This window comes from Achromobacter xylosoxidans A8, assembly GCF_000165835.1.
GTDB classification, from domain to species: domain Bacteria; phylum Pseudomonadota; class Gammaproteobacteria; order Burkholderiales; family Burkholderiaceae_B; genus Achromobacter; species Achromobacter xylosoxidans_B.
Map to the genome: position 1 here is coordinate 6,888,741 of NC_014640.1, position 22,027 is coordinate 6,910,767.

General features: G+C 64.9%; 24 protein-coding genes. 5 read left to right on the top strand and 19 right to left on the bottom strand.

Going from position 1 to position 22,027, the window contains the following annotated elements; translation table 11 throughout:
• Position 1: 1 nt before the first annotated feature.
• Both AXYL_RS31695 and AXYL_RS31700 read right to left on the bottom strand, forming a co-directional pair.
• A complete protein-coding gene (locus AXYL_RS31695) occupies positions 2 to 2,080 on the bottom strand; it encodes a cytochrome c biogenesis protein ResB (RefSeq protein ID WP_013396985.1) in 2,079 nt (692 codons plus the stop codon).
• Between the two features lie 118 nt (positions 2,081 to 2,198).
• A complete protein-coding gene (locus tag AXYL_RS31700; protein WP_041656906.1) occupies positions 2,199 to 2,900 on the bottom strand; it encodes a c-type cytochrome in 702 nt (233 codons plus the stop codon).
• Here AXYL_RS31700 and AXYL_RS35430 point away from each other — a divergent pair.
• The 3 genes from AXYL_RS35430 (at position 2,899) to hemB (ending at position 4,778) form a co-directional block, all read left to right on the top strand.
• The gene (locus AXYL_RS35430) at positions 2,899 to 3,027 is read left to right on the top strand and encodes a hypothetical protein (protein WP_255509206.1); all 129 of its coding nucleotides are present in this window, start codon (positions 2,899 to 2,901) and stop codon (positions 3,025 to 3,027) included. The genes AXYL_RS31700 and AXYL_RS35430 overlap by 2 nt on opposite strands.
• Positions 3,028 to 3,141: 114 nt before the next feature.
• Positions 3,142 to 3,765 (top strand): ribosome biogenesis GTP-binding protein YihA/YsxC, encoded by a 624-nt coding sequence (yihA, locus tag AXYL_RS31705; RefSeq protein ID WP_013396987.1) that lies wholly within the window; start codon positions 3,142 to 3,144, stop codon positions 3,763 to 3,765.
• On the top strand, positions 3,762 to 4,778 hold the full coding sequence (gene hemB / locus AXYL_RS31710; RefSeq protein WP_013396988.1) for a porphobilinogen synthase: 1,017 nt from the start codon (positions 3,762 to 3,764) through the stop codon (positions 4,776 to 4,778). The genes yihA and hemB overlap by 4 nt, the downstream gene beginning before the upstream one ends.
• Positions 4,779 to 4,834: 56 nt before the next feature.
• Here the strand turns inward: hemB and AXYL_RS31715 are convergent, their stop codons facing one another.
• From AXYL_RS31715 to AXYL_RS31745, 7 genes are all read right to left on the bottom strand, one after another.
• Positions 4,835 to 5,719 carry a DMT family transporter gene (locus AXYL_RS31715; RefSeq protein WP_013396989.1) on the bottom strand — a complete coding sequence of 295 codons (885 nt, stop codon included), beginning with the start codon at positions 5,717 to 5,719 and terminating at the stop codon, positions 4,835 to 4,837.
• 137 nt (positions 5,720 to 5,856) lie between these two features.
• The gene (locus AXYL_RS31720; RefSeq protein WP_013396990.1) at positions 5,857 to 6,567 is read right to left on the bottom strand and encodes an ABC transporter ATP-binding protein; all 711 of its coding nucleotides are present in this window, start codon (positions 6,565 to 6,567) and stop codon (positions 5,857 to 5,859) included.
• A gap of 35 nt (positions 6,568 to 6,602) precedes the next feature.
• Positions 6,603 to 8,375, bottom strand: coding sequence for an ABC transporter permease subunit (locus AXYL_RS31725; RefSeq protein WP_013396991.1), 1,773 nt, complete (start codon positions 8,373 to 8,375; stop codon positions 6,603 to 6,605).
• The gene (locus tag AXYL_RS31730) at positions 8,372 to 9,295 is read right to left on the bottom strand and encodes a branched-chain amino acid ABC transporter permease (RefSeq protein ID WP_013396992.1); all 924 of its coding nucleotides are present in this window, start codon (positions 9,293 to 9,295) and stop codon (positions 8,372 to 8,374) included. The genes AXYL_RS31725 and AXYL_RS31730 overlap by 4 nt, the downstream gene beginning before the upstream one ends.
• A gap of 32 nt (positions 9,296 to 9,327) precedes the next feature.
• Complete coding sequence (locus tag AXYL_RS31735) at positions 9,328 to 10,515, bottom strand: ABC transporter substrate-binding protein (RefSeq protein WP_013396993.1); 1,188 nt, start codon at positions 10,513 to 10,515, stop codon at positions 9,328 to 9,330.
• Between the two features lie 74 nt (positions 10,516 to 10,589).
• Entirely contained in the window at positions 10,590 to 11,357 is a 768-nt protein-coding gene (locus AXYL_RS31740; protein ID WP_013396994.1) for an SDR family NAD(P)-dependent oxidoreductase, read from the bottom strand.
• Positions 11,354 to 13,060: an FAD-dependent oxidoreductase gene (locus tag AXYL_RS31745; RefSeq protein WP_237710065.1), complete on the bottom strand. Its 1,707-nt coding sequence runs from the start codon at positions 13,058 to 13,060 to the stop codon at positions 11,354 to 11,356. The genes AXYL_RS31740 and AXYL_RS31745 overlap by 4 nt, the downstream gene beginning before the upstream one ends.
• A gap of 215 nt (positions 13,061 to 13,275) precedes the next feature.
• Between AXYL_RS31745 and AXYL_RS31750 the strand changes: the two genes are divergently transcribed.
• Positions 13,276 to 14,124, top strand: coding sequence for an IclR family transcriptional regulator (locus tag AXYL_RS31750; protein ID WP_013396996.1), 849 nt, complete (start codon positions 13,276 to 13,278; stop codon positions 14,122 to 14,124).
• 90 nt (positions 14,125 to 14,214) lie between these two features.
• Here the strand turns inward: AXYL_RS31750 and dsbD are convergent, their stop codons facing one another.
• Both dsbD and cutA read right to left on the bottom strand, forming a co-directional pair.
• On the bottom strand, positions 14,215 to 16,029 hold the full coding sequence (gene dsbD / locus AXYL_RS31755) for a protein-disulfide reductase DsbD (RefSeq protein WP_167555711.1): 1,815 nt from the start codon (positions 16,027 to 16,029) through the stop codon (positions 14,215 to 14,217).
• An 86-nt stretch (positions 16,030 to 16,115) separates the two neighbouring features.
• On the bottom strand, positions 16,116 to 16,463 hold the full coding sequence (gene cutA / locus AXYL_RS31760) for a divalent-cation tolerance protein CutA (protein ID WP_013396998.1): 348 nt from the start codon (positions 16,461 to 16,463) through the stop codon (positions 16,116 to 16,118).
• 113 nt (positions 16,464 to 16,576) lie between these two features.
• On the opposite strand from cutA, the gene AXYL_RS31765 reads away from it, so the two are divergent.
• Positions 16,577 to 17,014, top strand: a complete 438-nt coding sequence (locus AXYL_RS31765; RefSeq protein WP_013396999.1) for an HIT family protein — start codon at positions 16,577 to 16,579, stop codon at positions 17,012 to 17,014.
• A 73-nt stretch (positions 17,015 to 17,087) separates the two neighbouring features.
• On the opposite strand, the gene rplQ is transcribed toward AXYL_RS31765, so the two are convergent.
• From rplQ to secY, 8 genes are all read right to left on the bottom strand, one after another.
• The gene (gene rplQ, locus AXYL_RS31770) at positions 17,088 to 17,480 is read right to left on the bottom strand and encodes a 50S ribosomal protein L17 (protein ID WP_006389635.1); all 393 of its coding nucleotides are present in this window, start codon (positions 17,478 to 17,480) and stop codon (positions 17,088 to 17,090) included.
• Positions 17,481 to 17,664: 184 nt separating this feature from the next.
• Entirely contained in the window at positions 17,665 to 18,651 is a 987-nt protein-coding gene (locus tag AXYL_RS31775; RefSeq protein ID WP_006216514.1) for a DNA-directed RNA polymerase subunit alpha, read from the bottom strand.
• Positions 18,652 to 18,865: 214 nt separating this feature from the next.
• Entirely contained in the window at positions 18,866 to 19,489 is a 624-nt protein-coding gene (rpsD, locus tag AXYL_RS31780; RefSeq protein WP_013397000.1) for a 30S ribosomal protein S4, read from the bottom strand.
• An 11-nt stretch (positions 19,490 to 19,500) separates the two neighbouring features.
• Complete coding sequence (gene rpsK, locus AXYL_RS31785; protein WP_006216516.1) at positions 19,501 to 19,902, bottom strand: 30S ribosomal protein S11; 402 nt, start codon at positions 19,900 to 19,902, stop codon at positions 19,501 to 19,503.
• A gap of 15 nt (positions 19,903 to 19,917) precedes the next feature.
• The gene (rpsM, locus tag AXYL_RS31790) at positions 19,918 to 20,283 is read right to left on the bottom strand and encodes a 30S ribosomal protein S13 (protein WP_006216517.1); all 366 of its coding nucleotides are present in this window, start codon (positions 20,281 to 20,283) and stop codon (positions 19,918 to 19,920) included.
• Between the two features lie 43 nt (positions 20,284 to 20,326).
• Entirely contained in the window at positions 20,327 to 20,440 is a 114-nt protein-coding gene (gene rpmJ / locus AXYL_RS34555; protein ID WP_003806928.1) for a 50S ribosomal protein L36, read from the bottom strand.
• A gap of 34 nt (positions 20,441 to 20,474) precedes the next feature.
• Positions 20,475 to 20,693, bottom strand: coding sequence for a translation initiation factor IF-1 (gene infA, locus AXYL_RS31795; RefSeq protein ID WP_003806927.1), 219 nt, complete (start codon positions 20,691 to 20,693; stop codon positions 20,475 to 20,477).
• Positions 20,694 to 20,701: 8 nt separating this feature from the next.
• Positions 20,702 to 22,027 carry a preprotein translocase subunit SecY gene (gene secY / locus AXYL_RS31800; RefSeq protein ID WP_013397001.1) on the bottom strand — a complete coding sequence of 442 codons (1,326 nt, stop codon included), beginning with the start codon at positions 22,025 to 22,027 and terminating at the stop codon, positions 20,702 to 20,704.

A 22,027-nucleotide genomic window follows, 5' to 3' on the forward strand; every position in this document is an offset into this window, starting at 1 on the left:
CTTAAGACCTCTTCTGGCGCAGCAGCGCCTGCTTGAAGCGTTCGAACTCCTGGTTGAAGTCGAGTGTACGCTTCTGGGACGTCATGGCCGCCAGGACGCTGCTGCCGTTGCCTTGCGGCTTGACCCAGATCCAGATGCGGCGGTCTCGAATATAGAACATCGAGAACACACCCAGGACCAGCAGCAGGCTGCCCAGGTACACGGTGTTCTTGCCCGGCGTGCGGCTGACTTGGAACACGCTGGCTTGTACATGCTGGAAATCCGCCAGCGACAGGAACACCGGCGCCGGGTAGACGGTCAGGTCCGACAGCGCCGCCACCGCCAGCCGCGACCACACCGCGGCGCGTTCCGCGTCCGGGCCCTCGACGGCCACCGCCGGCAAGCCGGCGCGCTCGCGCTCGATGGCACGCAATTCATTCATGCTGGCGCCGATCAGGCGGATCACCACGTCGGCCGCTCGTTCCAAGTCCTGCGGCGGCGTGTTGGCCTGCAGGAACGCCGCCACGGCCTGCAGACCGCCGGAGGCAAAGGTTTCCAGGGCGCGCTCGGCAGCCGTCTGCAGCGGCTGGCGATCCATCCCCGCCGGGCTGTTGCGTTCCGCGAAGCGGCGCGCGGCTTCCTGGCGCGCCGCGGGGTCGGCCAGGGTCGCGCGCAGTCGCATGAATTCGGCGATCGAGCTGTCGTCATCCGCCGGAATGCGCAGATAGCGGAAGGGTTCGGAGGCGTTGTTGCGCACCCCGGCCAGGAACACGGCGGCGCCGTCCAGTTCCACGGGCAGCATGTAATTCTGGAATTCGTGGGCCTGGCCGGCGTCGTCGATCAGCTTGTATTCGACGCTGGGGCCGACGTTGCGCAGGTTTTCGTTCTTCTTGCCCGCGGCGCTGCCGGACACCGACGCGACGTGTTCGGCGAAGCTCTGGTTGCCGCCCTTGGGGTCGCCGCGAGTCAGGTCTTCCACGTTGATGGGCCGCAGGGCGGTGATTTCAACGCCCATGCTACGCGCGCCACGAGCAGTGTGAGCGGTTACTTCGCTGGTCTTGCCCACCGTACCGTCAACGGCAAAGGTAGCGGGGTCAGATCCTACTAGCGGGTAGCCTTTCAGCACCACCGTGCTGCCGCCGTCGTCGAAGCTGGACTGGTAGACCGTCATGCCCTTGAAGCGCAGCGGCTCATTGACCTCGATGGTGGAATCAAAGCTCTTGCCGGTATCCGGGTCGGTGACCTCGACCTCGCTGGCGAAGCGGCTGGGCATGCCGGTGGAGTAATAGTCGACCACGAACTTCTTGAGCTTCAGCGTGAAGGGCATGGGCTGCACCAGGGCGCCGTCGCCCACCATCACGACCGCGGTGCTGGCCTGGCCGCCCTCGGGCACCAGCACGCTGGCGCGGAAGCTCGGGTTGTCGACCGACAGGCGACCGCTTTCCGGCACTTCCGAGATCAGCATGTTTTCGACGATGGGTTTCTTGTCGCCGAACATGACCTGCAGGCGCACCGGCAATTCGCTGTCCAGCAGGCCGCCGATGCAGATGATGACCATGGCGGCGTGGGCGAACACATAGCCCAGCCGGTTGGCGCTGCCCTTCTTGGCCGCCAGCAGCACCCCATCCGCATCCTGGCGTTCGCGCACGGCATAGCCCAGCCGGCCCAGCAGGGATTTCAGGCCCGCAGCGGTCTGCGGCACGTCGGTGGGTTCTTCGGTTTCGACGCGGTGCGGGAAGGCGCGCAGGCTGCTGGCGCGCACATGCTCGCGGAACGAGCGCGCATCGCGCAGCATCTTGGGCGCATTGCGGATCAGGCAGACCGAGGTCGACACGACCAGAAAGCCCATGATCAGCAGGAACCACCAGCTGTTGTAGACGTGCCAGATGGAAAACTTGTCGAACACTTCAAACCAGAACGGCCCGAACTGGTCGATGTAGTTGTTCGACGAGCGGTTCTGCTGCAGCACGGTCCCCACCAGGCTCGCCACGCAGATAAACATCAGCAAGCTGACGGCAAAACGCATCGAGCCCAGCAATTCGAAGAAATCGCCGGGCAGGCTGCGCAGGGAGGGACGGGAGTGTGTACGTGTCGAATTCATGAAAAAAGGGGGGCCGCGCTATCGGCTACCCCCCTCATAGACAGCGCGCGGCGGAACGAGGTTCCGCTGCGCCAGGTTTGCAGAACGCGGACCAGCCGCGCGCGTGGCGGGCTGACGCCTACCGCAGGCCGGCGGCGTAATCCGACACGGCCTTGATGTCCGCGTCCGACATGCGGTCCGCGATGGCGAACATGACGTCGTTCTTGCGGTCGCCGCTGCGGAACAGCTTCAGCTGCTCTTCGATGTACATGGGGAACTGGCCCGACAGCCGGGGGTACTGGCTGGGAATGCCTGCGCCATTGGCAGAATGGCACGAGGCGCACGCCGGAACCTTGCGATCCGGCAAACCGCCGCGCCAGATCTTTTGACCCAGATCAACCAGCTTCTCCTGGCCGGCCGTGGCGGGCTCCTTGAGCGGCTGCTGCGCCAGGTACAGCGCGATGTTCTGCATGTCGGCGGGCGTCAGATTCTGCGCCATGGCCGTCATCGGGGTGGGATTGCCGCCCGCGCCGTTGCGCACCGGCAGCTTGGCGCCAGGCTTGATCTGGAAGTCCGCCAATTGCTTGGCCAGGTACTCGTGGGACTGCGCGGCCAGGTTGGGGTTCACCGGTATGGTGCTATTGCCCGCCGCGCCATGACAGGACGCACAGGCGATGATGCCCCTGGCCGCATCGCCCTGGTCAAACAGCTGTCCGCCCTTGGCGGCATCTGGTTTTACCGGGCCCGCAGCGCCTTCGGCGGCGAAACTCGTAGTAGATAAGGCGGAGGCGCCGAGCAACAGCCCGCTCGCAACCAACATCCGGGACAGCACACGCTTCATGAAGACCTCGACGATCGCATCGATCAAGGCGCAAAAAGGCGCCCACGCCTGCCCGCACACCCTGGAATACCGTATCGAACCTGTTTTGCCTTCCTGCCTGCGATGTTGCTGCGAACTTGCCGGATAAAGCATTCAGCAAGCGAAACAGTAAGCAAAAAAGACGGCTCCGCGCACGGGGACCACTGTTGCAAACGCCGGATTATACAATAGGGCTCGAAACCAACCGTATCCAAAGCCACCCGTGTCCCTCCTACATCGCGCCTCTTTCCTCACTTCCGCGGCTCGCCTCGACCAGTTGCCGGCCGCCGGCGCTCCCGAGGTCTGCTTTGTCGGCCGCTCCAACGCCGGTAAATCCACGGCCATCAACGTGCTGTGCAACCAGCGCCGCCTTGCCTTCTCCAGCAAGACGCCGGGCCGCACGCGCTTGATCAATATGTTCGGCCTGCCCGACCCCTTGGATCCGGAAGGCCACATCGGTTTTCTTGTCGACCTGCCTGGCTACGGCTACGCGTCCGTGGCCCGCAACGAGAAAGAAAAGTGGGCCGACATCCTGGGCGGCTATCTGCGCGACCGCGAATCGCTGGTCGGCATCGTGCTGCTTATCGACATCCGCCGCGGCGTCACCGAACTGGACCGCCGCCTCGCCAATTTCATCGCGCCCACCGGACGCCCGGTGCTGGCATTGCTGACCAAGGCTGACAAGCTGCCTTACGGCCAGCGCATGCGCACCGTGTTCTCCGTGCGCAAGGACCTGGCCGACATCGGCGCCTTGCACACCATCCCCTTCTCGGCGCCGGAACGCATCGGCCTCGAAGAGGCGGGCGCGCATATAGAAAACTGGATTTCTCCCAAGGTCGTACCATGAACCCGCAGATCATCTCCCCTGAATTCCCGGTATCCCGCCCGCGCCGCCTGCGCCGCGACGACTTCACCCGCCGCCTGGTGCGCGAGAACGCGCTGACGGTCAACGATCTGATCTATCCCGTGTTCGTGGCCGAAGGCACCGGCCTGCAGCAAGCCGTGCCGTCCCTGCCGGGCGTGGTCCGCTACTCGCTGGACACGCTGCTGCCCGTGGCCCGGGAATGTGTGGAACTGGGCATTCCCGTGCTGGCGCTGTTCCCCGCCATCGATCCCTCGCTCAAGACGCCTGACGGCATCGAAGCCACCAACCCCAATGGCTTGATCCCGCGCGTGGTGCGCGAACTGAAGAAGCAGGTCCCCGAACTGGGCATCCTGTGCGACGTGGCGCTGGACCCGTACACCAGCCATGGCCAGGATGGCGTCATCGACGAGAACGGCTACGTCATCAACGAAGCCACGGTGGAAATCCTGGTCAAGCAGGCGCTCACGCAGGCCGAGGCCGGCGTCGACATGGTCGCCCCCAGCGACATGATGGATGGCCGCATCGGCGCCGTGCGCCGCGCGCTGGAAGCCAAGGGCCACATCCACACGCAGATCATGGCCTACTCCGCCAAGTACGCCAGCGCCTTCTACGGCCCGTTCCGCGATGCCGTGGGCTCGGCCACGAATCTGGGCAAGTCCAACAAGATGGCTTACCAGATGGACCCGGGCAACCTCGACGAAGCGCTGCGCGAAGTCGCGGCCGACCTGCAGGAAGGCGCCGACATGGTCATGGTCAAGCCCGGCATGCCGTATCTGGATGTGCTGCGCCGGGTCAAGGACACGTTCCGCGTGCCGACCTTCGCCTACCAGGTCAGCGGCGAATACGCCATGATCAAGGCCGCCGCCGCCAACGGCTGGCTGGACCACGACAAGGTCATGATGGAAGCGCTGCTGGCGTTCAAGCGCGCCGGCGCCGACGGCATCCTGACGTACTTCGCGATCGAAGCCGCGAAGCTGTTGAAAAGCCAGCGCTAAGCGCTGACGGCATCGCGGGCGCGGCCAACGCAGGCCGCCCGCGACGCCCGCTGCATTCAGGTCTTTGCGGCCGCACTGCGGCCCGCCACCGGCGCCCCGCGCCGCAATCCCAGCCAGGTTCCCGCCAGCACGCAGGCCAGCCCCGCGACGTGCGTGGGCGTGACGTGCTCGTCCAGGAACAGGGCCGCGAACAGCAGGCCGAAGATCGGCAGCCAGTTCACGAACAAGGCGGCGCGGCTGATGCCCAGCCGCGCAATCCCGGCATTCCAGACGATGTTGCTGACGCCCGAGGCGATCACCGCCGAGAACAGCAGCACCAGCCACGGCCACCACGTCATCTGCCAGGTATCGCCTTGGTAAGACGCGGGCGTCAGCGCCGCGTGCACCACCAGCATCAGGCCGCCGGCCAGGTACATGTACCAGAGCATGCCCAGCGGATCCATGCTGCGCGACATGCGCTGGATCACCAGCCCGCCGCACACGAACACCAGCACCGCCACGAACACGATGGCGTCGCCCCAGCCCGTCAGGCCGATCTGCGCGCCGCTGCCGACCACCACCATGCCCACGCCCAAGAGGCCCAGCAAGGCGCCGGCGATACGCACCAGCGTCAGTCTCTCGCGATAGAAGATGGCGGCCAGCAGCGCCGACAGCAAGGGGCTGGTCGCCATGATGAGCGTACCGTTCGCCGCCGACGACACCCGCAGGCCTGTCACCAGCGCCATCTGGTGGGCATACACGACCAGGAATCCCGCCAGCGCGACCCAGCCCAGTTCAGCACGGCCCAGCCTGGGGATGCGGCCACGGCGGGCCTTGATGATGAGGGTGACGGTGATGAACGCAATGACGATGCGCACGGCGGCCAGGGCCTGCACATCCATGTGCAGCGTCAGGTACTTGACCGAGACGATGTTCAGGCCCCAAGTGGCCATGACGAACATCAATTGAAGATAGATAAGACCTGTGCGGTCCTGGCTTGCATCAACTGTCGGGGACGTCACGGGCGCCGGCCTGGAAGGGAGTGGAGTGCGCCGCCCACGCGGCGCTGCGGACATGGTATCGCGCCTGCGTGCCGGACTCAATGCGCGCCGAGGTAGGCCGCACGCACGTTGGGATCGCGCAGCAGTTCCGCGCCCGTACCGCTCAATGTGATGCGCCCGGTCTCCAGCACATAGGCCCGGTCCGCCACGCCCAGCGCCTGGTTGGCCATCTGCTCCACCAGGACGATGGTCAGGCCGTCGTCGCGCAGCTTGCGGATGGCCGCGAAAATGTCCTGCACGATCAGGGGCGCCAGCCCCAGTGACGGTTCGTCCAGACACAGCAGGCGCGGTTCGCTCATCAGGGCGCGCGCCATCGCCAGCATCTGCTGCTCGCCGCCGGACAGCGTGCCGGCCAGTTGCTCACGCCGTTCGCGCAGCCGCGGAAACAGCCGGTAGCCGCGCTCCACGCCCGCGGCCACGGCTGCGGAGTCCCTGCGCCGCGTATAGCCGCCCAGCACCAGGTTGTCGTAGACCGTCTGGTCCGCGAACACGCCCCGCCCTTCCGGCGACAGCGCCAGACCCAGGCCCACGCGCTGATGCGCCGCCACCTGCGTGATGTCGCGTCCGTCGAAGGTCACGCGTCCGCCCTGCAAGGGCTCCAGGCCCGCCACACCCTTCAACAGCGTGCTCTTGCCCGCGCCATTGGCGCCGATGATGGTCACGATCTCGCCCGCGCGGATCTCCAGCGACACGTCGCGCACCGCCTGGATGGCGCCATACGAAATCTGCACGGATTCTAGTTTCAGCATCGTCTACGGCCTGTTCATACGCAAATGGCCTGGCCTCAGGCCATGCCGGTTCCGAGATACGCCTCGATCACGCGCTTGTCCGCCTGCACCTGCGCGGGCTTGCCCTCGGCGATCTTGATGCCGTAGTCCAGCACGATCACGTGATCGGAGATCGCCATCACCAGATCCATGTGATGCTCGACCATCAACAGCGTGATGCCGCAGGACGCGCCGACGCGCACCAGCAGTTCGCCCAGTTCCGCCGTCTCCTGCGGGTTAAGCCCTGCAGCCGGCTCATCCAGCAGCAGCAGGGTCGGCTCGGTCGCCAAGGCGCGCGCCAGTTCCACGCGCCGTTGCAAGCCGTAGGGCAGGCTGCCCGCCGGCGTATCGGCCAGATGCTCCAGCCCTACCATGCGCACCAGCCGGTAGGCGTGTTCGCGCGCGCGGCGCTCCTCGGCGCGCGCGCCGGGCAGTCCCAGCAGCGACGCCCAGAAGCCGTTCTTCATGCGGCTGTGGCGGCCCAGCAGCACGTTGTCCAGCACCGACAGCTCGCCGAACAGGCGCAGGTTCTGGAAGCTGCGGCCTATGCCCAGCTTGCAGATGACGTGCGGCCGCTCGCCCGCGATGTCCGTGCCCTGGAAGCGGACCACGCCCGCGTCCGGCAGCACCACGCCGCTGAGCATGTTGATGAGCGTGCTCTTGCCCGCGCCGTTCGGCCCGATCAGTGCGTGCACGTGGCCGCGCCGCAGGCAGAAGGAAATGTCCTGCGCCGGCTTCACGCCGCCGTAGGCCTTGCACAGGCTCTCCACCACCAGCAGCAGATCCTCCTGCGCTGGGGCCGCCGGTTTGGCCACGGCCGGCGTCGCGGCCTCGCCCGCTCCTTGCGGCCGTGCGTCCGCCACCCGCCGCGCGCGGCGCGAGAACAGCCCCATCACGCCGCCCGGCATGAAGTACAGCGCGAACAACAGCAACGCACCGTAGAAGAAGTGTTGCACCGACGGCCAGCGTGCCAGCAGCGCGTCGATAATGGTCAGCGCGATCGCGCCCACTGCCGGCCCCGCCTTCGATCCCGCCCCGCCGAACAGCACCAGCAGCAGGATGAAGATCGACAGGTTGAAGCCGATGAAATCCGAGTTGATGTACTGGTTCTGCTGCGCCACCAGCGCGCCCGCGATGCCGCAAGTCACCGCCGCCACCACGAACGCGATGACCTTGGCGCGATACACGCGCACCCCGACGGAGGACGAGGCGATCTCGTCGGCCTGCACCGACAGCAGCGCACGCCCGAAGCGCCCATCCAGCACGTTGCGCAACAACAGCTGCGTCGCCACGCACAGCACCAGCGCGAACCACACCCACTGCTGATTGGTGAATGCGTTCCCGCCCCAGGTCAGCGGCATGATGCCGAACAGGCCCGAAGGGCCGCCGAACACGTCCACCCATTCGGTGACGATCTTCTCCATCACGATACCGAAGGCCAGCGTCACCATGGCCAGGTAAGGCCCCTTCACGCGCAGCGACGGCAAGGCGATCAATACGCCGAACACCCCAGCCACCACGGGCGCCGCCGCCAAGGCCAGCCAGGGATCGACCTGCCAGCGCGAGGTCAGCAAGGCCGCCGTGTAGGCGCCGGCGGCAAACAGTCCCGCCTGGCCCAACGACTTCTGCCCCGCATAGCCCACCAGCACGTTCACGCCCGCCGCGCACAGGTAGTACACGCAGGCCATGAACACGATGCGCAGGTAGTAGTCGTTGTCCACGAGAGCCGCGAATGCGGCCAGCGCCGCCGCCAACGCCACGGTAATCAAGGACTGCCCGTGCCGGTTCATACCTTCTCCACCAGGCGCTTGCCAAACAGGCCTGTAGGCCTGACCGCCAGCACCAGGATCACCAGCCCGAAAATCGCTACCTCGCGCCATTGCGACTGCCAAAGGTTCACATAGGACTCCAGCAGCCCCAGCACAAATCCCCCCAGCACGCAGCCGCGCGGATTCGACAGGCCGCCTATCATCGCGCCGGAAAAGCCTTTGAGGCCGATCGCCAGGCCCATGAAAATCGAGGCCGACGTGATCGGCGCAACCAGAAACCCCGCCAACCCGGCCAGCGCCGAGCTGGCGAAGAAGGCCCCGGTCATTACCGCGTTCACATTGATGCCCATCAGGTTGGCCACCGCGGGATTGGCGGCCACCGCCCGCATCGCCTTGCCCAGCATGGTCCGGTTCATGATCCGGTCGAACAACACCATCACGGCCACCGCCACCGCGAGCAGCAGCAGCTCCTGGCTGCGCACGCCTGCGCCGAACACGCGGATCACCTCATCGCCAAAGGGCGCGGGCACCGTGACGGGCGCCGGCCCCCAAACCGCGAACGCGGCGCTCTGCAGGAGTATGCCGAAGCCAAGCGTGCTCATGACCCACGCCATGCCCGGCCGCGAAGCGAATGGCCGCACACCGAACACGTACAGCAACACGCCCAACAAGCCCATCACCAGCACCGCCGCCAGCCCGGCCAGCAGATACTCCCAGCCGCTCAGCGCCAGGCCCGTGAAGGCTGCGGTGGTGACCGGCTTGCCGGCCAACAGGAACAAGGCGCCGACCCCGATGAACGCGCCCACGGACACGAACTCCCCATGTCCGAAATTGAGCGTGCGCGTGGTGGTGAACGTGATACTGAAACCCAGCGCCACCAGCGCATACGCGCCTCCCACGGCCAGCCCGCTGACGAGCGCCTGCAACAATGTCGCCAACATGACGGCTCCCTATCCCTGTCGCTGTCCTGCTTCTACTTGGCAACGGCGACGGTCACGTCGTCCGCATAGGGCACCAGCTTGCCGTCCTGCCAATGTGCCCACTTGTAGTCGCTCACCAGCAGCGCGTCATGCGTCGTGGCCGAGAACGGCTTGGTGTAGGTCTTCATCGCGCCTTCATAGGTGCCATCCAGGTTCTCCAGCGCCAGGCGCACCTTGTCGCCATCGGTAGAGTTCGCCTGCTTGATCGCCATGCCCAGCAGGTTCATCCCGTCATACGCATGCGCCAGGAAGCCGAACGCGGTGGGCGAGGTCATCTTGGCCGATACGCGGTCATACAGCTTCTGCTGCGCGGGCGTGCGGTTGTCGGTGATGGTGCGCAGGAAGAAGGGCTTCTCCGACAAGGTCTTGCCCGCCGTGTCGTAGAAGGCGATGTTGTCCGCGGCCCAAGAGGTCAGCGTCAACGGAAACCAGTTGATCTTCTCCATGCTGCGGAACACGTGGGCGATAGGCGTGCTCTGCGCCCAGATCACCACCGTATCCACGCCTGCGGCCTTCAGCTTGTTCAACTGCGACGTCATGTCGGTATCGGCCACGCCGAACTTCTCGACCGCCACGGCCTTGACGCCCTGCGCCGCGCCGACTTCCTCCAGGTCCTTGAGCGCGCTCTGGCCGTAGCCAGTGGTCTCGATCATGAAGCCCACGTTCTTGACCTTGGGATTTTTCTTCAGGTAGCCGATCACGCCGTCCACTTGTTCTCGATCCACCATGCCGACGCGGAACATGTAGTTGTCGGCGCCAGCGCGCATGGGCTTGGTGATGTCGGTGCCGGAACCGATGGCGCCCATGACGGGAATCTTCTTCTGGTTCGGGATGTGCTTCCAGGCCAGCGCATTGCCCGAATTGGTGGGGCCGACGATGGCCACGACCTTCTCGTTATCGATCAGGTCGGTCATGTTCTGGATCGACTTGGGCGGCTGCGACAGGTCGTCGCGCACCACCAGTACCAGCTTGCGCCCGAGCAGGCCGCCGTTGGCATTGATGTCGTCGATGGCCGTGCGCAGGCCCAGCACCGCGGCCTGTCCGCTTTGCGCGGACGGCGAGGCCGACAGGTCGCCGTTAAAGCCGATCTTGATGTCCTGGGCGTAGGCCTGCGCACCCACAGCCAGCGCGCACAAGACGGCCGCCTTGGACAAGGTGGAAAAAATCCCCGTTGCTTTCATCGTTGTCTCCAGTGTTTTTCAGATGTGCTGCACGTCGATGATTCTTCTGCCTGCTTGGCGCACGGCGTCCGCCGCTATACCGCGAGGTAGCCGCCATCCACCGGCAGCGACACGCCTGTCACGTACCGCGCCATCGGCGAAGCCAGGAATACAGCGGGGCCCACCAGGTCCTCGGGCTGTCCCACCCGTCCCAGCGGTATGCGCTGCATGAAATTCGCCAGCCGGGCCGGGTCGTCCCGCGTGTACTGCGTCATCGGCGTTTCGATGACGCCCGGCGCGATCGCGTTGACCCGTATGCCGTCGGGCGCAAGATCGCGCGCCATGGCCTGCGTCATCATCTTCACGCCGCCCTTGGAGGGCGAGTAGCCCAGGGTAGCGCCCACCCCCGCGAATGACGCGATCGAGCCCACGTTGATGATGACGCCGCGCGTGGCGCGCAGCGCTCCCAGGAAGGCATGGATCATGTTGAAGCTGCCGTTCAGGTTCACGTCCAGCACGCGGCGCCAGTTCTCGGCGGCGCGCGGACTGTCTATGCCTTCGCGGATCAAGATGCCGGCATTGTTGACGAGCACATCGATCGGCCCCACTTCCAGCTGGACCTGCGCCGCCACCGCCGCGCAGGCCTCGGGGTCCGTCACGTCGAGCGCATGGCTCCAGGCCTCGCCGCCCCCGGCGATGATGGCGCTTGCCGTCTGCATGGCGTTGTCGGCCTGCACGTCGGTCGTCACCACGCGCGCACCCGCGGCCGCCAGGCCCAGCGCCAGGGCTCGTCCGTTGCCCTGCCCCGCTCCCGTCACCAGGGCCAGCTTGCCCTGCAGCAGCCCCGCCGGCGCGGCGCTCATGCAGCCGCCTGCGCGGAGGCGTCTGCAGCCGGCACGCCCGCTGCCGGTCTGCCCGACGCGGCTTTGCCGGCGGCGGCGATGCTCTGTCCCGCGATGTAGCCGAAGGTCAGCGCCGGCCCCAGGGTGATGCCGGCGCCGGGATAGTTGCCGCCCATGATGCTGCAGGCATCGTTGCCCACGGCGTACAGGCCGGGGATGACGGCGCCAAGTTCGTTCAAAGCGCGGCCTTGGCCATCCACCTTCAGGCCGGCGAACGTGCCGATATCGCCGATCATGACCTTGATCGCGTAGTACGGTCCCTTCACTATCGGCGCCACGCACGGGTTCGGACCGTGCAGCGCATCGCCCTGATAGCGGTTGTAGGCCTTGCTACCCTTGCCGAATTGCGGATCGCGTCCCAGCGCGGCCTCGCGGTTGTACGCTTCGACCGTCTGGCGCAGGCAGCCGGCATCGATGCCGGTCTTCTGCGCCAGTTCCGCCACCGACGCGGCGCGCGTCAGATAGCCCGTATCCAGATAGCGCTTGATGGGCAGCGGGAATGGCGCGACGCTGCCCAGGCCGTATTTGCGCAGGGTCTTGTGGTCGCAGATCAGCCAGGCGCAGGTATCGCCCTGCCCCTCGCATGCGCGCACCATCTCCTGCACGAAGTCATGATACGAACTGCCCTCGTTGGCGAAGCGGCGGCCGTTGCGCGTAACGGCAATGACGCCCGGCTTGGCGCGGTCGATGAAGTGCGGCATGTAGCCCGGACTGCCGTCCTTACGCGTGACGACGGACACCGGCACCCATGCGGCCGCATTGGGCAGCGTCGTATTCACCTGCCCGCCCGCGCTCTCGGCCAGGCGCAGCCCGTCGCCGGTGTTGCCCGCGGGCGATGGCGAGTAGTGCTCCGTGCCGTTGGGCGCGTGCGCGTACAACTGCTTGCGGCGTTCGATGTCATACGGAAAACCGCCGGATGCCAGCACCACGCCGCGCGCGGCGCGCACGCGCACGGTCGCGCCGTCGCGCTGCACCACCGCGCCGCGCACGGCGCCATCCTCGATGATGAGCGACCTGGCCGGCGCATTCAGCCACAGGGGAACGCCCAGCTTGAACGCGGAAGCGGCCAGGCGTCCCGCCAGCGCATTGCCGTTGGTCAGCGTCATGCCGCGCCCATGCTTGGCCACGTCCAGGAAATGCCGCGTCAGGCGCTTGGCCACGTACCAGGCCGAAGCCAGCGAGCGGGTGGCGCGCATGAAATGCACGATCTCCTTGCCCGAGCCCAGCATCATGCCGAACACCGTCAGTTCGGGCAGCGCGGGCGCCAGGTCCCGTACGTGCGCGCCGAGCTTGCGGCCATCGTAAGGCCGCGCCACCATCGAGCGGCCGCCCTGCTTTCCGCCGGGCGCTTCCGCGTGATAGTCGGGAAACACCAGCGGCATGTCGAACTGCACTTCGGTGTTGGATGTGAAGAAATCCACGGCACGCGGGCCATGTTCGAGAAACGCGTCGACGCGTTCGGCGTTGTAGCTGCTGCCGGCTTCGTGGCGCAGATAAGCGCGCCCCTCGTCCGGTGTTTCATGGATGCCCTGCACCTTGGCCAGCGATGTGCCCGGTATCCACAGCCAGCCGCCCGAACGCGCGGTGGAGCCGCCAAAGCGCGGCTCTTTTTCAACGATAAGGACCTTCAGGCCTGACGTCGCCGCGGTGATTGCGGCAGCCATGCCCGACGCGCCCGACCCGACCACCAACACGTCGCAGTCGTATTGACGAGAATCTTCCACGTTGTCTCCATACCCTTGGGGGGTGGCCTGCTCCCGATCGCGAAACCGGGGCGGCCTTCTTATTCTTTCGACTGTAGAGAACGCATTTGATAATGTCAATATGGTTCACGATTAGCGAAAGTACTAACATAGGCAATCACATTCGATAAAAGAAAATGGCCACCAGACCCAGCTCCGGCAAGCGCACTGCCGATCGCACGCCCGCCTCGCCGCCGCGCAGGCGCGGCATCCAGTCCATCGAAGTCGGCGGCAAGATCCTGCTGGCGCTGCTGGAACATTCGTCCTCGCTGCCCTTGGGCGCGCTGGCCAAGGCCGCCGGCATGTCTGGCGCCAATGCCCACGCCTATCTCGTCAGCTATGGCAATCTGGGCCTGGTCAGACAGGACCCGAACAGCGGCGAATATGAACTGGGTCCGCTCGCGCTGCAGCTGGGCCTGGCTGCGTTGCACCGGCTCGATCCCATCAAGATCGCCATCCCGATGACGCGCGAATTCGCCGAAAGAACCGGCCAGACCATCGCTATCGCGGTGCTCGGCAACCTCGGGCCGGTCATCGTGCATCTGCACGAATCCAACTACCCCATCCACGTCAACATGCGCACCGGCACGGTCATGTCGCTGACCAACACCGCGACGGGCAAGGTATTCGCGGCGCTGCTGCCGCCGAAGAAGATCGAAAGCCTGCTGCACGAAGACCATCTGCGCCTGGGCGCGGTGCCTTCATTGGGCCAGACCGAGAAATTCGAACGGACCCTGCGTGAAGTCCGTCAGCGAGGGGTGGCCCGCGCCGTCGGCGATCCCATCCCCGGCATCAATGGCCTGAGCGCGCCCGTGTTCGATTCGAACGGCAACGTCGTGCTCGCGATCACCGCGATCGGCGCGGCCGGCGTGTTCGACGTGCGCTGGAGCAGTCCGCTGATCGACGACATCAAGCGCTGCGCCGACGCCATCTCGGCGGAGCTGGGTTGGCAGAACCGCGACGCGCGCGCGACGCGCCAGGACTAGAACCGGCAAAGCAAAAGGCCGCTGCGCGGATGCATCCGTGCAGCGGCCTTCATGTATTGCAGATCAGCCTTGCGGCAAGCGCGCGGCGCTTCAGCGCACCAGCACCTTGTCCAGCGATTCGGTGAAGCGCTTGGCGTCCTGGAAGCCCACCACGCGCGCCTCGGGCAATTCCTTGCCTCCCGGTTCGAAAAACATGATGCCCGGCGGGCCGAACAGGCGGAAGCGCTTGAGCAGCGCGCGGTCGTCGGCGTTGTTCGCGGTCACGTCGGCCTGCACCAGCAACATGCCCGACATGCGCTGCGCGACGCCCGGATCGGTGAACGTAAAGCGCTCCATCTCGCGGCACGACACGCACCAGTCGGCGTAGAAATCCAGCATCACAGGCTGGCTGCTTTGCGCCAGCAAGGCGTCCAGTTCGGCGTTGTTGCGCACGCGGGTGAAATGCACCTCGCCATTGTTGGCCGCCGTGGCGGCACTCGCGCCAGCAGGCGCACCGGCACGCGCTGCCAGGTGCGACAGGGGTTGCAGCACGTCGCGCCCGCCGCTGGCCGCACCGATGAGCCAGGCCGCCGCCGCCAGCGCCAGCAACAAGCCCACGCCCTTGCCGAACATGCGTGCCGAACCCGCGCCTTCCGGCAAGGCATCGAAAGCCCGCAGCATCACGGCGCCCACCACGGCCAGGAAGGCCCAGCCCGTCATCTGCACCCAGGTCGGCACCACCGGGATCAGCATCCACCAGGCGGTCGCCAGCAACAGCATGCCGAACAGACGCTTCACGCCGTCCATCCAGGGACCGGCCTTGGGCAGCAAGACGCCCGAGGACGCGCCCACGATCAACAGCGGCACGCCCATGCCCCACGCCATCGCGAACAGGGCCGATCCGCCCAGCACCACGTCGCCGGTCTGCGAGATGTACAGCAGCGCGCCGGCCAGCGGCGCGGCCACGCAGGGCCCGACGATCAGCGCCGACAAGGCGCCCATCACCAGCGCCCCGGTGTAACGCCCGCCCGGGATGCGCGCCGAGCGTTGCGACAGCCAACCCTGAACGCCGGCCGGCATTTGGAACGTGAAGGCATCGAACATGGCCAGCGCCAGCACGGCCAGCAGTATCGCGAAGAGCGTGAGGATCCACGGCGTCTGCAGCCAGGCAGCGAGTCCCGCTCCGCTCAGTCCTGCGGCCACGCCCAGGGCCGTGTAAACGACCGACATGCCGAGCACGTAGGTCGCGGCCAGCGCCAGGCCGCGGCCGCGCGACGGTTTGGCCTGCGCCGCGCCGCCCAGCACGATGGACGAGAGGATGGGAATCATGGGGAGCACGCAGGGCGTGAAGGCCAGCAGCAGGCCCAGCACCAGGAACACGCCAGCGGTCTTGACCCAGCCCAGCCCGCCCAGCGCGTCGGCCAGGCCGGTATCGCCGGCATTGACCAGCGCGCCCAGGCCGCCCGAGGTACCCGATGCAGCCGCGGGGCTTCCTCCCGGACCAGCCAGCGCGTAGCCGCCAGCCACCGGGGTCAATTTCACACTGCTGTCCATGGGTGGATAGCACAGGCCCGCGTCCGCGCAGCCCTGCGCGGTCAGGGTCAGGGTGAAAGGCTGTCCGCCTGCGGTCACCGGCACGCGGATCACCACGTCCTGGTGAAAGACCTCCATGTCCTTTTCAAAGGTCGGGTCGTACTTGACCTCACCCTTGGGATAGACGGCTTCGCCCAGGGTGGCGGCGCCCATGGGACTGATGGTGATGCCGAAGCGTTCCCGGTACATGTAATAGCCGGGCGCGACGCGGTAGCGCATTTCCAGCGTATCGGGCGCCACCATCTGGGCGCTGAACGCGAAGGCCTTCTCAGGATCCAGGAACTCGGCCTCGGCGCGCGCGGCCGCCTGCCAGCCCAGCAACAGCAGCATCATGGCCAGCAAGGCTGCAAGATGCCTGAAGAAGGCGCGTGACGCGCAGGACTCGCGCCGGGGCGCGCCGATACCGGCTAGTTGCAACATCAGTCTCTCTTGTTCTGCGTGACGGCCGTCTGCTCACGCACCCAGTCCAGATAGGGCGCGGCGCCGCCGATGACGGGCAGCACGATGATCTCGGGCACATCGTAGGGATGCATCTGCGCCAGGGCCTGCACTACAGCCTGGTGGCGCGCGTATGTGGTCTTGATGTGGATGGGGATTTCTTCCGCCCCTTCGACCTCTCCTTTCCACATGTAGATGGACAGGCCCGGCGCGCCAAGGTTCACGCAAGCGGCCAGGCCGTCTTCAACCAGGATATGCGCAATCCGCTTGGCCAGCAGCAGGTCGGGCGCATTGCTGATGACCAGCACAACGTCGTCATCTCGCAACATGGAAGCTCCTCGGGATACCCGTATGGGACATAACTCAGGGTATTTTATCGGTATTGCGGCCATCGACCGGATCCGCCGGGCCTGAACGCGCCGCCGCTCCCACCGAGGCACGCATGTCCGATAACTGCCTGTTCTGCCGCATCGCCCGCCACGAAATCCCTGCGCACGTGATCCACGAAGACGAGCGCCTGCTGGCGTTTCTCGATATCCATCCGGTGCGCCCCGGGCACACGCTCATCATCCCGAAGCAGCACTATCCCTATTACGAAGACATGCCGGCCGACCTGGCGGGCAGCATCCTCAACCTGGGACAGAGGCTCGGGCGTCACATGAAGCGCCTGTATGACGTGGAGCGCGTGGGCTTCGCCTTCACTGGCATCCACGTGGCGCACGCGCATGCGCACGTCATCCCCATGCATCATCCGCAGGACGTCACGTCCACCCAATACATCGAGCAGCAGGACCTGACTTTCAAGATGCCGCCCCAGCCCGACGCGGCAGCGCTGGTCGCAACGGCGGCGCAATTGCGGGGCGAACTGCACGCCTCGTAGCGCGCGGCGGCTGCACAAAAAAAACAAGGGCGGGTCCGAAGACCCGCCCTTGTCGCTTATCGAGCTACCGAAGTTATTCGGCGCTGTCCTCAGCGGCTTCATCAACTTCCGGACGGTCAACCAGTTCCATGAAAGCCATGGGAGCGTTGTCGCCTTGACGGAAGCCCATCTTCAGCACGCGGGTGTAGCCGCCGTTACGGGCCGCGTAGCGCGGGCCGATTTCGGCGAACAGCTTCACCACGGCATCGCGATCGCGCAGACGGGCAAAAGCCAGACGCTTGTTCGCGAGGGTGGGCTCCTTGCCCAGCGTGATCAGGGGTTCGATGACGCGGCGCAATTCTTTCGCCTTCGGCAGCGTGGTCTTGATGGCTTCGTGGGTGATCAACGAAACGGCCATGTTGCGGAACATGGCAAGACGGTGACTGCTGGTGCGGTTGAGCTTACGCAAGCCATTACCGTGACGCATGATAAGTTTCCTTTGAATCTAAAGATGGCTGTCGCCATCGGGTTGCCGGCTCTTCTATCAACCTGCAATCAGGCCGCGGTCCGGTAGAAAACGGTGCATTTTACGACGATTTCGCAAACCAGCCGGCGCAAGGCCGGCTGCCCGCGGGAACCGCCCCTTTTCAGGCGCGGCACCCTTGCAAGACTTAGGGACGCTCCAGGCCCAGCGGGGGCCAGTTTTCGAGCTTCATGCCCAGCGTCAGGCCGCGTGCGGCCAGGACTTCCTTGATCTCGTTGAGCGACTTGCGACCCAGGTTCGGGGTCTTGAGCAGCTCGTTTTCGGTACGCTGGATCAGGTCGCCGATGTAGTAGATGTTTTCGGCCTTCAAGCAGTTGGCCGAACGCACGGTCAGTTCCAGGTCGTCGACCGGGCGCAGCAGCACCGGATCGATCTGCGGCGTGCCGCGGACCGGGGCTTCGTACGAATCGCCTGCGCCTTCCAGGGCGGCGAAGACCGAGATCTGGTCCATCAGGATGCGGGCCGACTGGCGCACCGCTTCCTCGGGCGAGATCACGCCGTTGGTTTCGATGTCCAGGACCAGCTTGTCCAGGTCGGTACGCTGTTCCACGCGGGCGCTTTCAACGGCGTAGCTGACGCGGCGGACCGGGCTGAACGAGGCGTCCAGAACGATGCGGCCGATGGTGTGGGTGCGGTCTTCCGACAGCGCGCGCACGTTGCCCGGCACGTAGCCGCGGCCCTTTTCGACCTTGATCTGCATTTCCAGCTTGCCTGCGTCCGTCAGGTTGCAGATGGCATGGCCGGGGTTGATGATCTCGACGTCGTGCGGCAGCTCGATGTCGCTGGCCAGCACGGTGCCCGCGCCAGTCTTGCGCAGGACCAGGGTCACTTCGTCGCGGTTGTGCAGCTTGAAGACCACGCCCTTCAGGTTCAGCAGGATGTCGACGACATCTTCGCGAACGCCCGGGATGGTCGAGTATTCGTGCACCACGCCCGTCATCTGGACTTCGGTCGGCGCGTAGCCGGTCATCGAAGACAGCAGGATGCGGCGCAGGGCGTTGCCCAGCGTGTGACCGTAGCCACGCTCGAACGGCTCCATCACGATCTTGGCATGGTGCGTGCCGACCGGTTCGACTTCAATGGAGCGCGGCTTCAGGAAACCTTGAGTGGACATTTACTGTGTTCCTTTTCAATACCCTCGGCTCGTTACACCGATAAGGCTGATGGACAGGGTGAAACTTGAAACGCGGACGGCGCCAAAACACCGGCCGATACTTACCGCAAAGCCCGCTCCGCCAAAAAGCGGAAAGCGGGCTGCTGCGGAGCGTGCAAACGGGTCGCGAGACCAGCTCGCCGGCGCACTGCGAAGGTAGCGCCGGCAGGCCTGATTAACGCGAGTACAGTTCGACGACCATCGATTCGTTGATGTCGCGAGCGACGTCAGCGCGATCGGGGGCCGACTTGAACGTACCGGTCAACTTGGTCGTATCGACTTCCACCCACTGGGGGATGCCGATGCTGGTGGCCAGATCGAGCGATTCCTTGATGCGGCCTTGCTTCTTGGCCTTTTCGCGGATCGACACGACGTCGCCAGCCTTGACCAGCATCGAAGCGATGTCAGCCGTGTGGCCGTTCAGTTCGATGGCGCGGTGGCTCACCAGCTGGCGAGCTTCGGCGCGCGTCGAGCCGAAGCCCATGCGGTAGACGACGTTGTCCAGGCGCGATTCCAGCAGCTGGATCAGCGTTTCGCCGGTGTTGCCACGGCGGCGCTCGGCTTCAGCGAAGTACTTGCGGAATTGCTTTTCCAGCACGCCGTACATGCGCTTCAGCTTTTGCTTTTCGCGCAGCTGCAGGCCGTAGTCGGAAGTGCGGGCACCCGAAGTGCGGCCGTGTTGGCCAGGCTTGGAATCCAGCTTGCACTTGGAATCCAGCGAGCGACGGGCGCTCTTCAGGAACAGGTCAGTACCCTCGCGGCGCGAGAGCTTGCATTTGGGTCCAATATAACGTGCCATGTGGATTCCCTTTAGATACGACGACGCTTCGGCGGACGGCAGCCGTTGTGCGGAACGGGCGTGATGTCGGCGATGGACGAAATCTTGATGCCCAGCGCGTTCAGAGCGCGGACCGACGATTCGCGACCGGGGCCGGGGCCCTTGATGCGCACTTCCAGCGTCTTGATGCCGTACTCCAGCGCGACGCGGCCAGCCGTTTCAGCAGCGACCTGCGCGGCGAACGGGGTCGACTTGCGCGAGCCCTTGAAGCCAGCACCGCCCGACGTGGCCCACGACAGTGCGTTGCCCTGACGGTCGGTGATGGTGATGATGGTGTTGTTGAACGAAGCGTGAACGTGCGCGATGCCGTCCGAGACGTTCTTCTTGACCTTTTTGCGCACGCGCGAAGCGCCGCTGGTGGAAGCTTTCGCCATAATCCAGTTCCTCGATTATTTCTTCAGGGACGCAGCAGCACGACGCGGGCCCTTGCGGGTCCGGGCGTTGGTGCGAGTGCGCTGGCCGCGCACGGGCAAACCGCGCTTGTGACGCATACCGCGGTAGGTTCCCAGGTCGATCAAACGCTTGATCGAGAGCTGTACTTCACGACGCAGGTCGCCTTCAACCGTGAACAGACCAACATGTTCGCGGACGCGTTCCAATTCAGCGTCGTTCAGATCCTTGACCTTTTTGTCAAAGGGTACGTTTGCCGCTTCGCAAATCTTGCGAGCGCGCGTACGACCAATGCCAAAAATGGCGGTCAGTCCGATCTCGGCGTGCTGTTGCGGCGGGATGTTAATGCCAGCAATACGGGCCATGACTATTCCTTGAATAAATCTGTTGCGTAGTCGCTAACCCGAGTTAGCCTTGACGCTGCTTGTGACGCGGGTCGGTGCAGATAACGCGCACCACGCCGTGACGTTTGATAACTTTGCAGTTGCGGCAGATCCGCTTAACCGATGCCATTACTTTCATGGTTGACTCCTAATTTTCCGTAATCCGGTTCCGCTCATTTGGAGCGGAAAACTATCCTGGCTCGCGTCAGATCATAGGGCGTGAGCTCCACTGTGACCTTGTCACCCGGCAGGATCCGGATGTAATGCATACGCATCTTGCCGGAAATATGGCCCAACACCACGTGGCCGTTTTCGAGCTTGACGCGAAATGTCGCGTTCGGGAGGTTCTCAAGAACCTCGCCTTGCATCTGAATGACGTCGTCCTTGGACATTCTTTTGCTTACCGCATCGGCAAACCCGCGCCCTTGAAGTTAGCCTTCTTGAGCAACGAGTCGTACTGGTGAGACATCATGTAGGCCTGAACCTGTGCCATGAAATCCATCGTCACCACCACAATAATCAACAGGGACGTACCACCGAAGTAGAAAGGAACGTTCCAGCGCATCACCAAGAATTCCGGCAACAGGCACACCAACGTGATGTAGATGGCACCTGCGAGCGTCAGACGCATCAGGATCTTGTCGATGTAGCGCGCTGTTTGTTCGCCCGGACGGATGCCCGGAACAAACGCACCACTCTTCTTCAGGTTGTCCGCCGTTTCGCGGCTGTTGAACACCAGAGCCGTGTAGAAAAAGCAGAAGAAAATAATCGCGACCGAGTACAGCGTGATGTAGAGCGGTTGACGAGGCGACAGGGCCGCAGCCAGGTCGCTAAGCCAGCGCATGTTCTCACTGCTGGAGAACCAGCTCGTGATCGTGGCCGGGAACAGAATGATCGACGACGCGAAGATCGGCGGAATCACCCCTGCCATGTTCAGCTTCAGCGGCAAATGCGAGCTTTGACCACCGTAGACCTTGTTGCCGACCTGACGCTTGGCGTAGTTCACCGTGATCTTGCGCTGTCCGCGTTCCACGAACACCACAAAAGCGGTAACCAGCACCACCAGAGCCACGATGAACAGTGCGGAAAGCACGGACATCGAGTTGGTGCGGACCAGGTCCAACAGTGCAGCCAGCGCCGCGGGCAGACCCGCAACGATACCTGCGAAGATCAGGATGGAAATCCCGTTGCCCAGACCACGTTCCGTGATTTGCTCACCCAGCCACATGACGAACATGGTGCCGGTGACCAAGGTCACGACGGTCGTGAAGCGGAACAGCATGCCCGGATCGATCACCAGTCCCTGCTGGGACTCCAACGCTACCGAAATGCCCACAGCCTGCACCAGCGCCAGCACGACCGTGCCGTAGCGGGTGTATTGGGTGATCTTCCGACGGCCGGCTTCGCCCTCTTTCTTGAGCGATTCCAGCGACGGCACCACCACAGACATCAGCTGCATGATGATGGATGCCGAAATGTACGGCATGATCCCCAGGGCAAAAATCGAGAAGCGCGAGAGCGCCCCGCCCGAGAACATGTTGAACAGGCCCAGGATCCCGCCCTGGTTCTGACGGAACAAGTCCGCCAGCGCATCCGGGTTGATGCCCGGTACGGGGATGTGTGTACCCAAACGGTAAACCACCAGGGCGAGCACCAGGAACACGAGGCGGCGCTTCAGATCGCCGTACCGTGCTCCGGTTTTGCCCAATGCCTGCGCGTTAGCCAC

Coding starts and splice junctions, on each gene's coding strand:
- AXYL_RS31730 (WP_013396992.1), bottom strand. CDS start 9,295: ATGTTGGCGACATTGTTGCAGGCGCTCGTCAGCGGGCTGGCCGTGGGA.
- rpmJ (WP_003806928.1), bottom strand. CDS start 20,440: ATGAAAGTAATGGCATCGGTTAAGCGGATCTGCCGCAACTGCAAAGTT.
- AXYL_RS31765 (WP_013396999.1), top strand. CDS start 16,577: ATGTCCGATAACTGCCTGTTCTGCCGCATCGCCCGCCACGAAATCCCT.
- AXYL_RS31715 (WP_013396989.1), bottom strand. CDS start 5,719: ATGTTCGTCATGGCCACTTGGGGCCTGAACATCGTCTCGGTCAAGTAC.
- rpsM (WP_006216517.1), bottom strand. CDS start 20,283: ATGGCCCGTATTGCTGGCATTAACATCCCGCCGCAACAGCACGCCGAG.
- AXYL_RS35430 (WP_255509206.1), top strand. CDS start 2,899: ATGAAGACCTCGACGATCGCATCGATCAAGGCGCAAAAAGGCGCCCAC.
- AXYL_RS31740 (WP_013396994.1), bottom strand. CDS start 11,357: ATGAGCGCCGCGCCGGCGGGGCTGCTGCAGGGCAAGCTGGCCCTGGTG.
- rplQ (WP_006389635.1), bottom strand. CDS start 17,480: ATGCGTCACGGTAATGGCTTGCGTAAGCTCAACCGCACCAGCAGTCAC.
- AXYL_RS31725 (WP_013396991.1), bottom strand. CDS start 8,375: ATGAACCGGCACGGGCAGTCCTTGATTACCGTGGCGTTGGCGGCGGCG.
- AXYL_RS31775 (WP_006216514.1), bottom strand. CDS start 18,651: ATGTCCACTCAAGGTTTCCTGAAGCCGCGCTCCATTGAAGTCGAACCG.
- rpsD (WP_013397000.1), bottom strand. CDS start 19,489: ATGGCACGTTATATTGGACCCAAATGCAAGCTCTCGCGCCGCGAGGGT.
- rpsK (WP_006216516.1), bottom strand. CDS start 19,902: ATGGCGAAAGCTTCCACCAGCGGCGCTTCGCGCGTGCGCAAAAAGGTC.
- AXYL_RS31735 (WP_013396993.1), bottom strand. CDS start 10,515: ATGAAAGCAACGGGGATTTTTTCCACCTTGTCCAAGGCGGCCGTCTTG.
- AXYL_RS31695 (WP_013396985.1), bottom strand. CDS start 2,080: ATGAATTCGACACGTACACACTCCCGTCCCTCCCTGCGCAGCCTGCCC.
- AXYL_RS31745 (WP_237710065.1), bottom strand. CDS start 13,060: ATGGCTGCCGCAATCACCGCGGCGACGTCAGGCCTGAAGGTCCTTATC.
- hemB (WP_013396988.1), top strand. CDS start 3,762: ATGAACCCGCAGATCATCTCCCCTGAATTCCCGGTATCCCGCCCGCGC.
- AXYL_RS31750 (WP_013396996.1), top strand. CDS start 13,276: ATGGCCACCAGACCCAGCTCCGGCAAGCGCACTGCCGATCGCACGCCC.
- infA (WP_003806927.1), bottom strand. CDS start 20,693: ATGTCCAAGGACGACGTCATTCAGATGCAAGGCGAGGTTCTTGAGAAC.
- AXYL_RS31700 (WP_041656906.1), bottom strand. CDS start 2,900: ATGAAGCGTGTGCTGTCCCGGATGTTGGTTGCGAGCGGGCTGTTGCTC.
- cutA (WP_013396998.1), bottom strand. CDS start 16,463: ATGTTGCGAGATGACGACGTTGTGCTGGTCATCAGCAATGCGCCCGAC.
- AXYL_RS31720 (WP_013396990.1), bottom strand. CDS start 6,567: ATGCTGAAACTAGAATCCGTGCAGATTTCGTATGGCGCCATCCAGGCG.
- dsbD (WP_167555711.1), bottom strand. CDS start 16,029: ATGATGCTGCTGTTGCTGGGCTGGCAGGCGGCCGCGCGCGCCGAGGCC.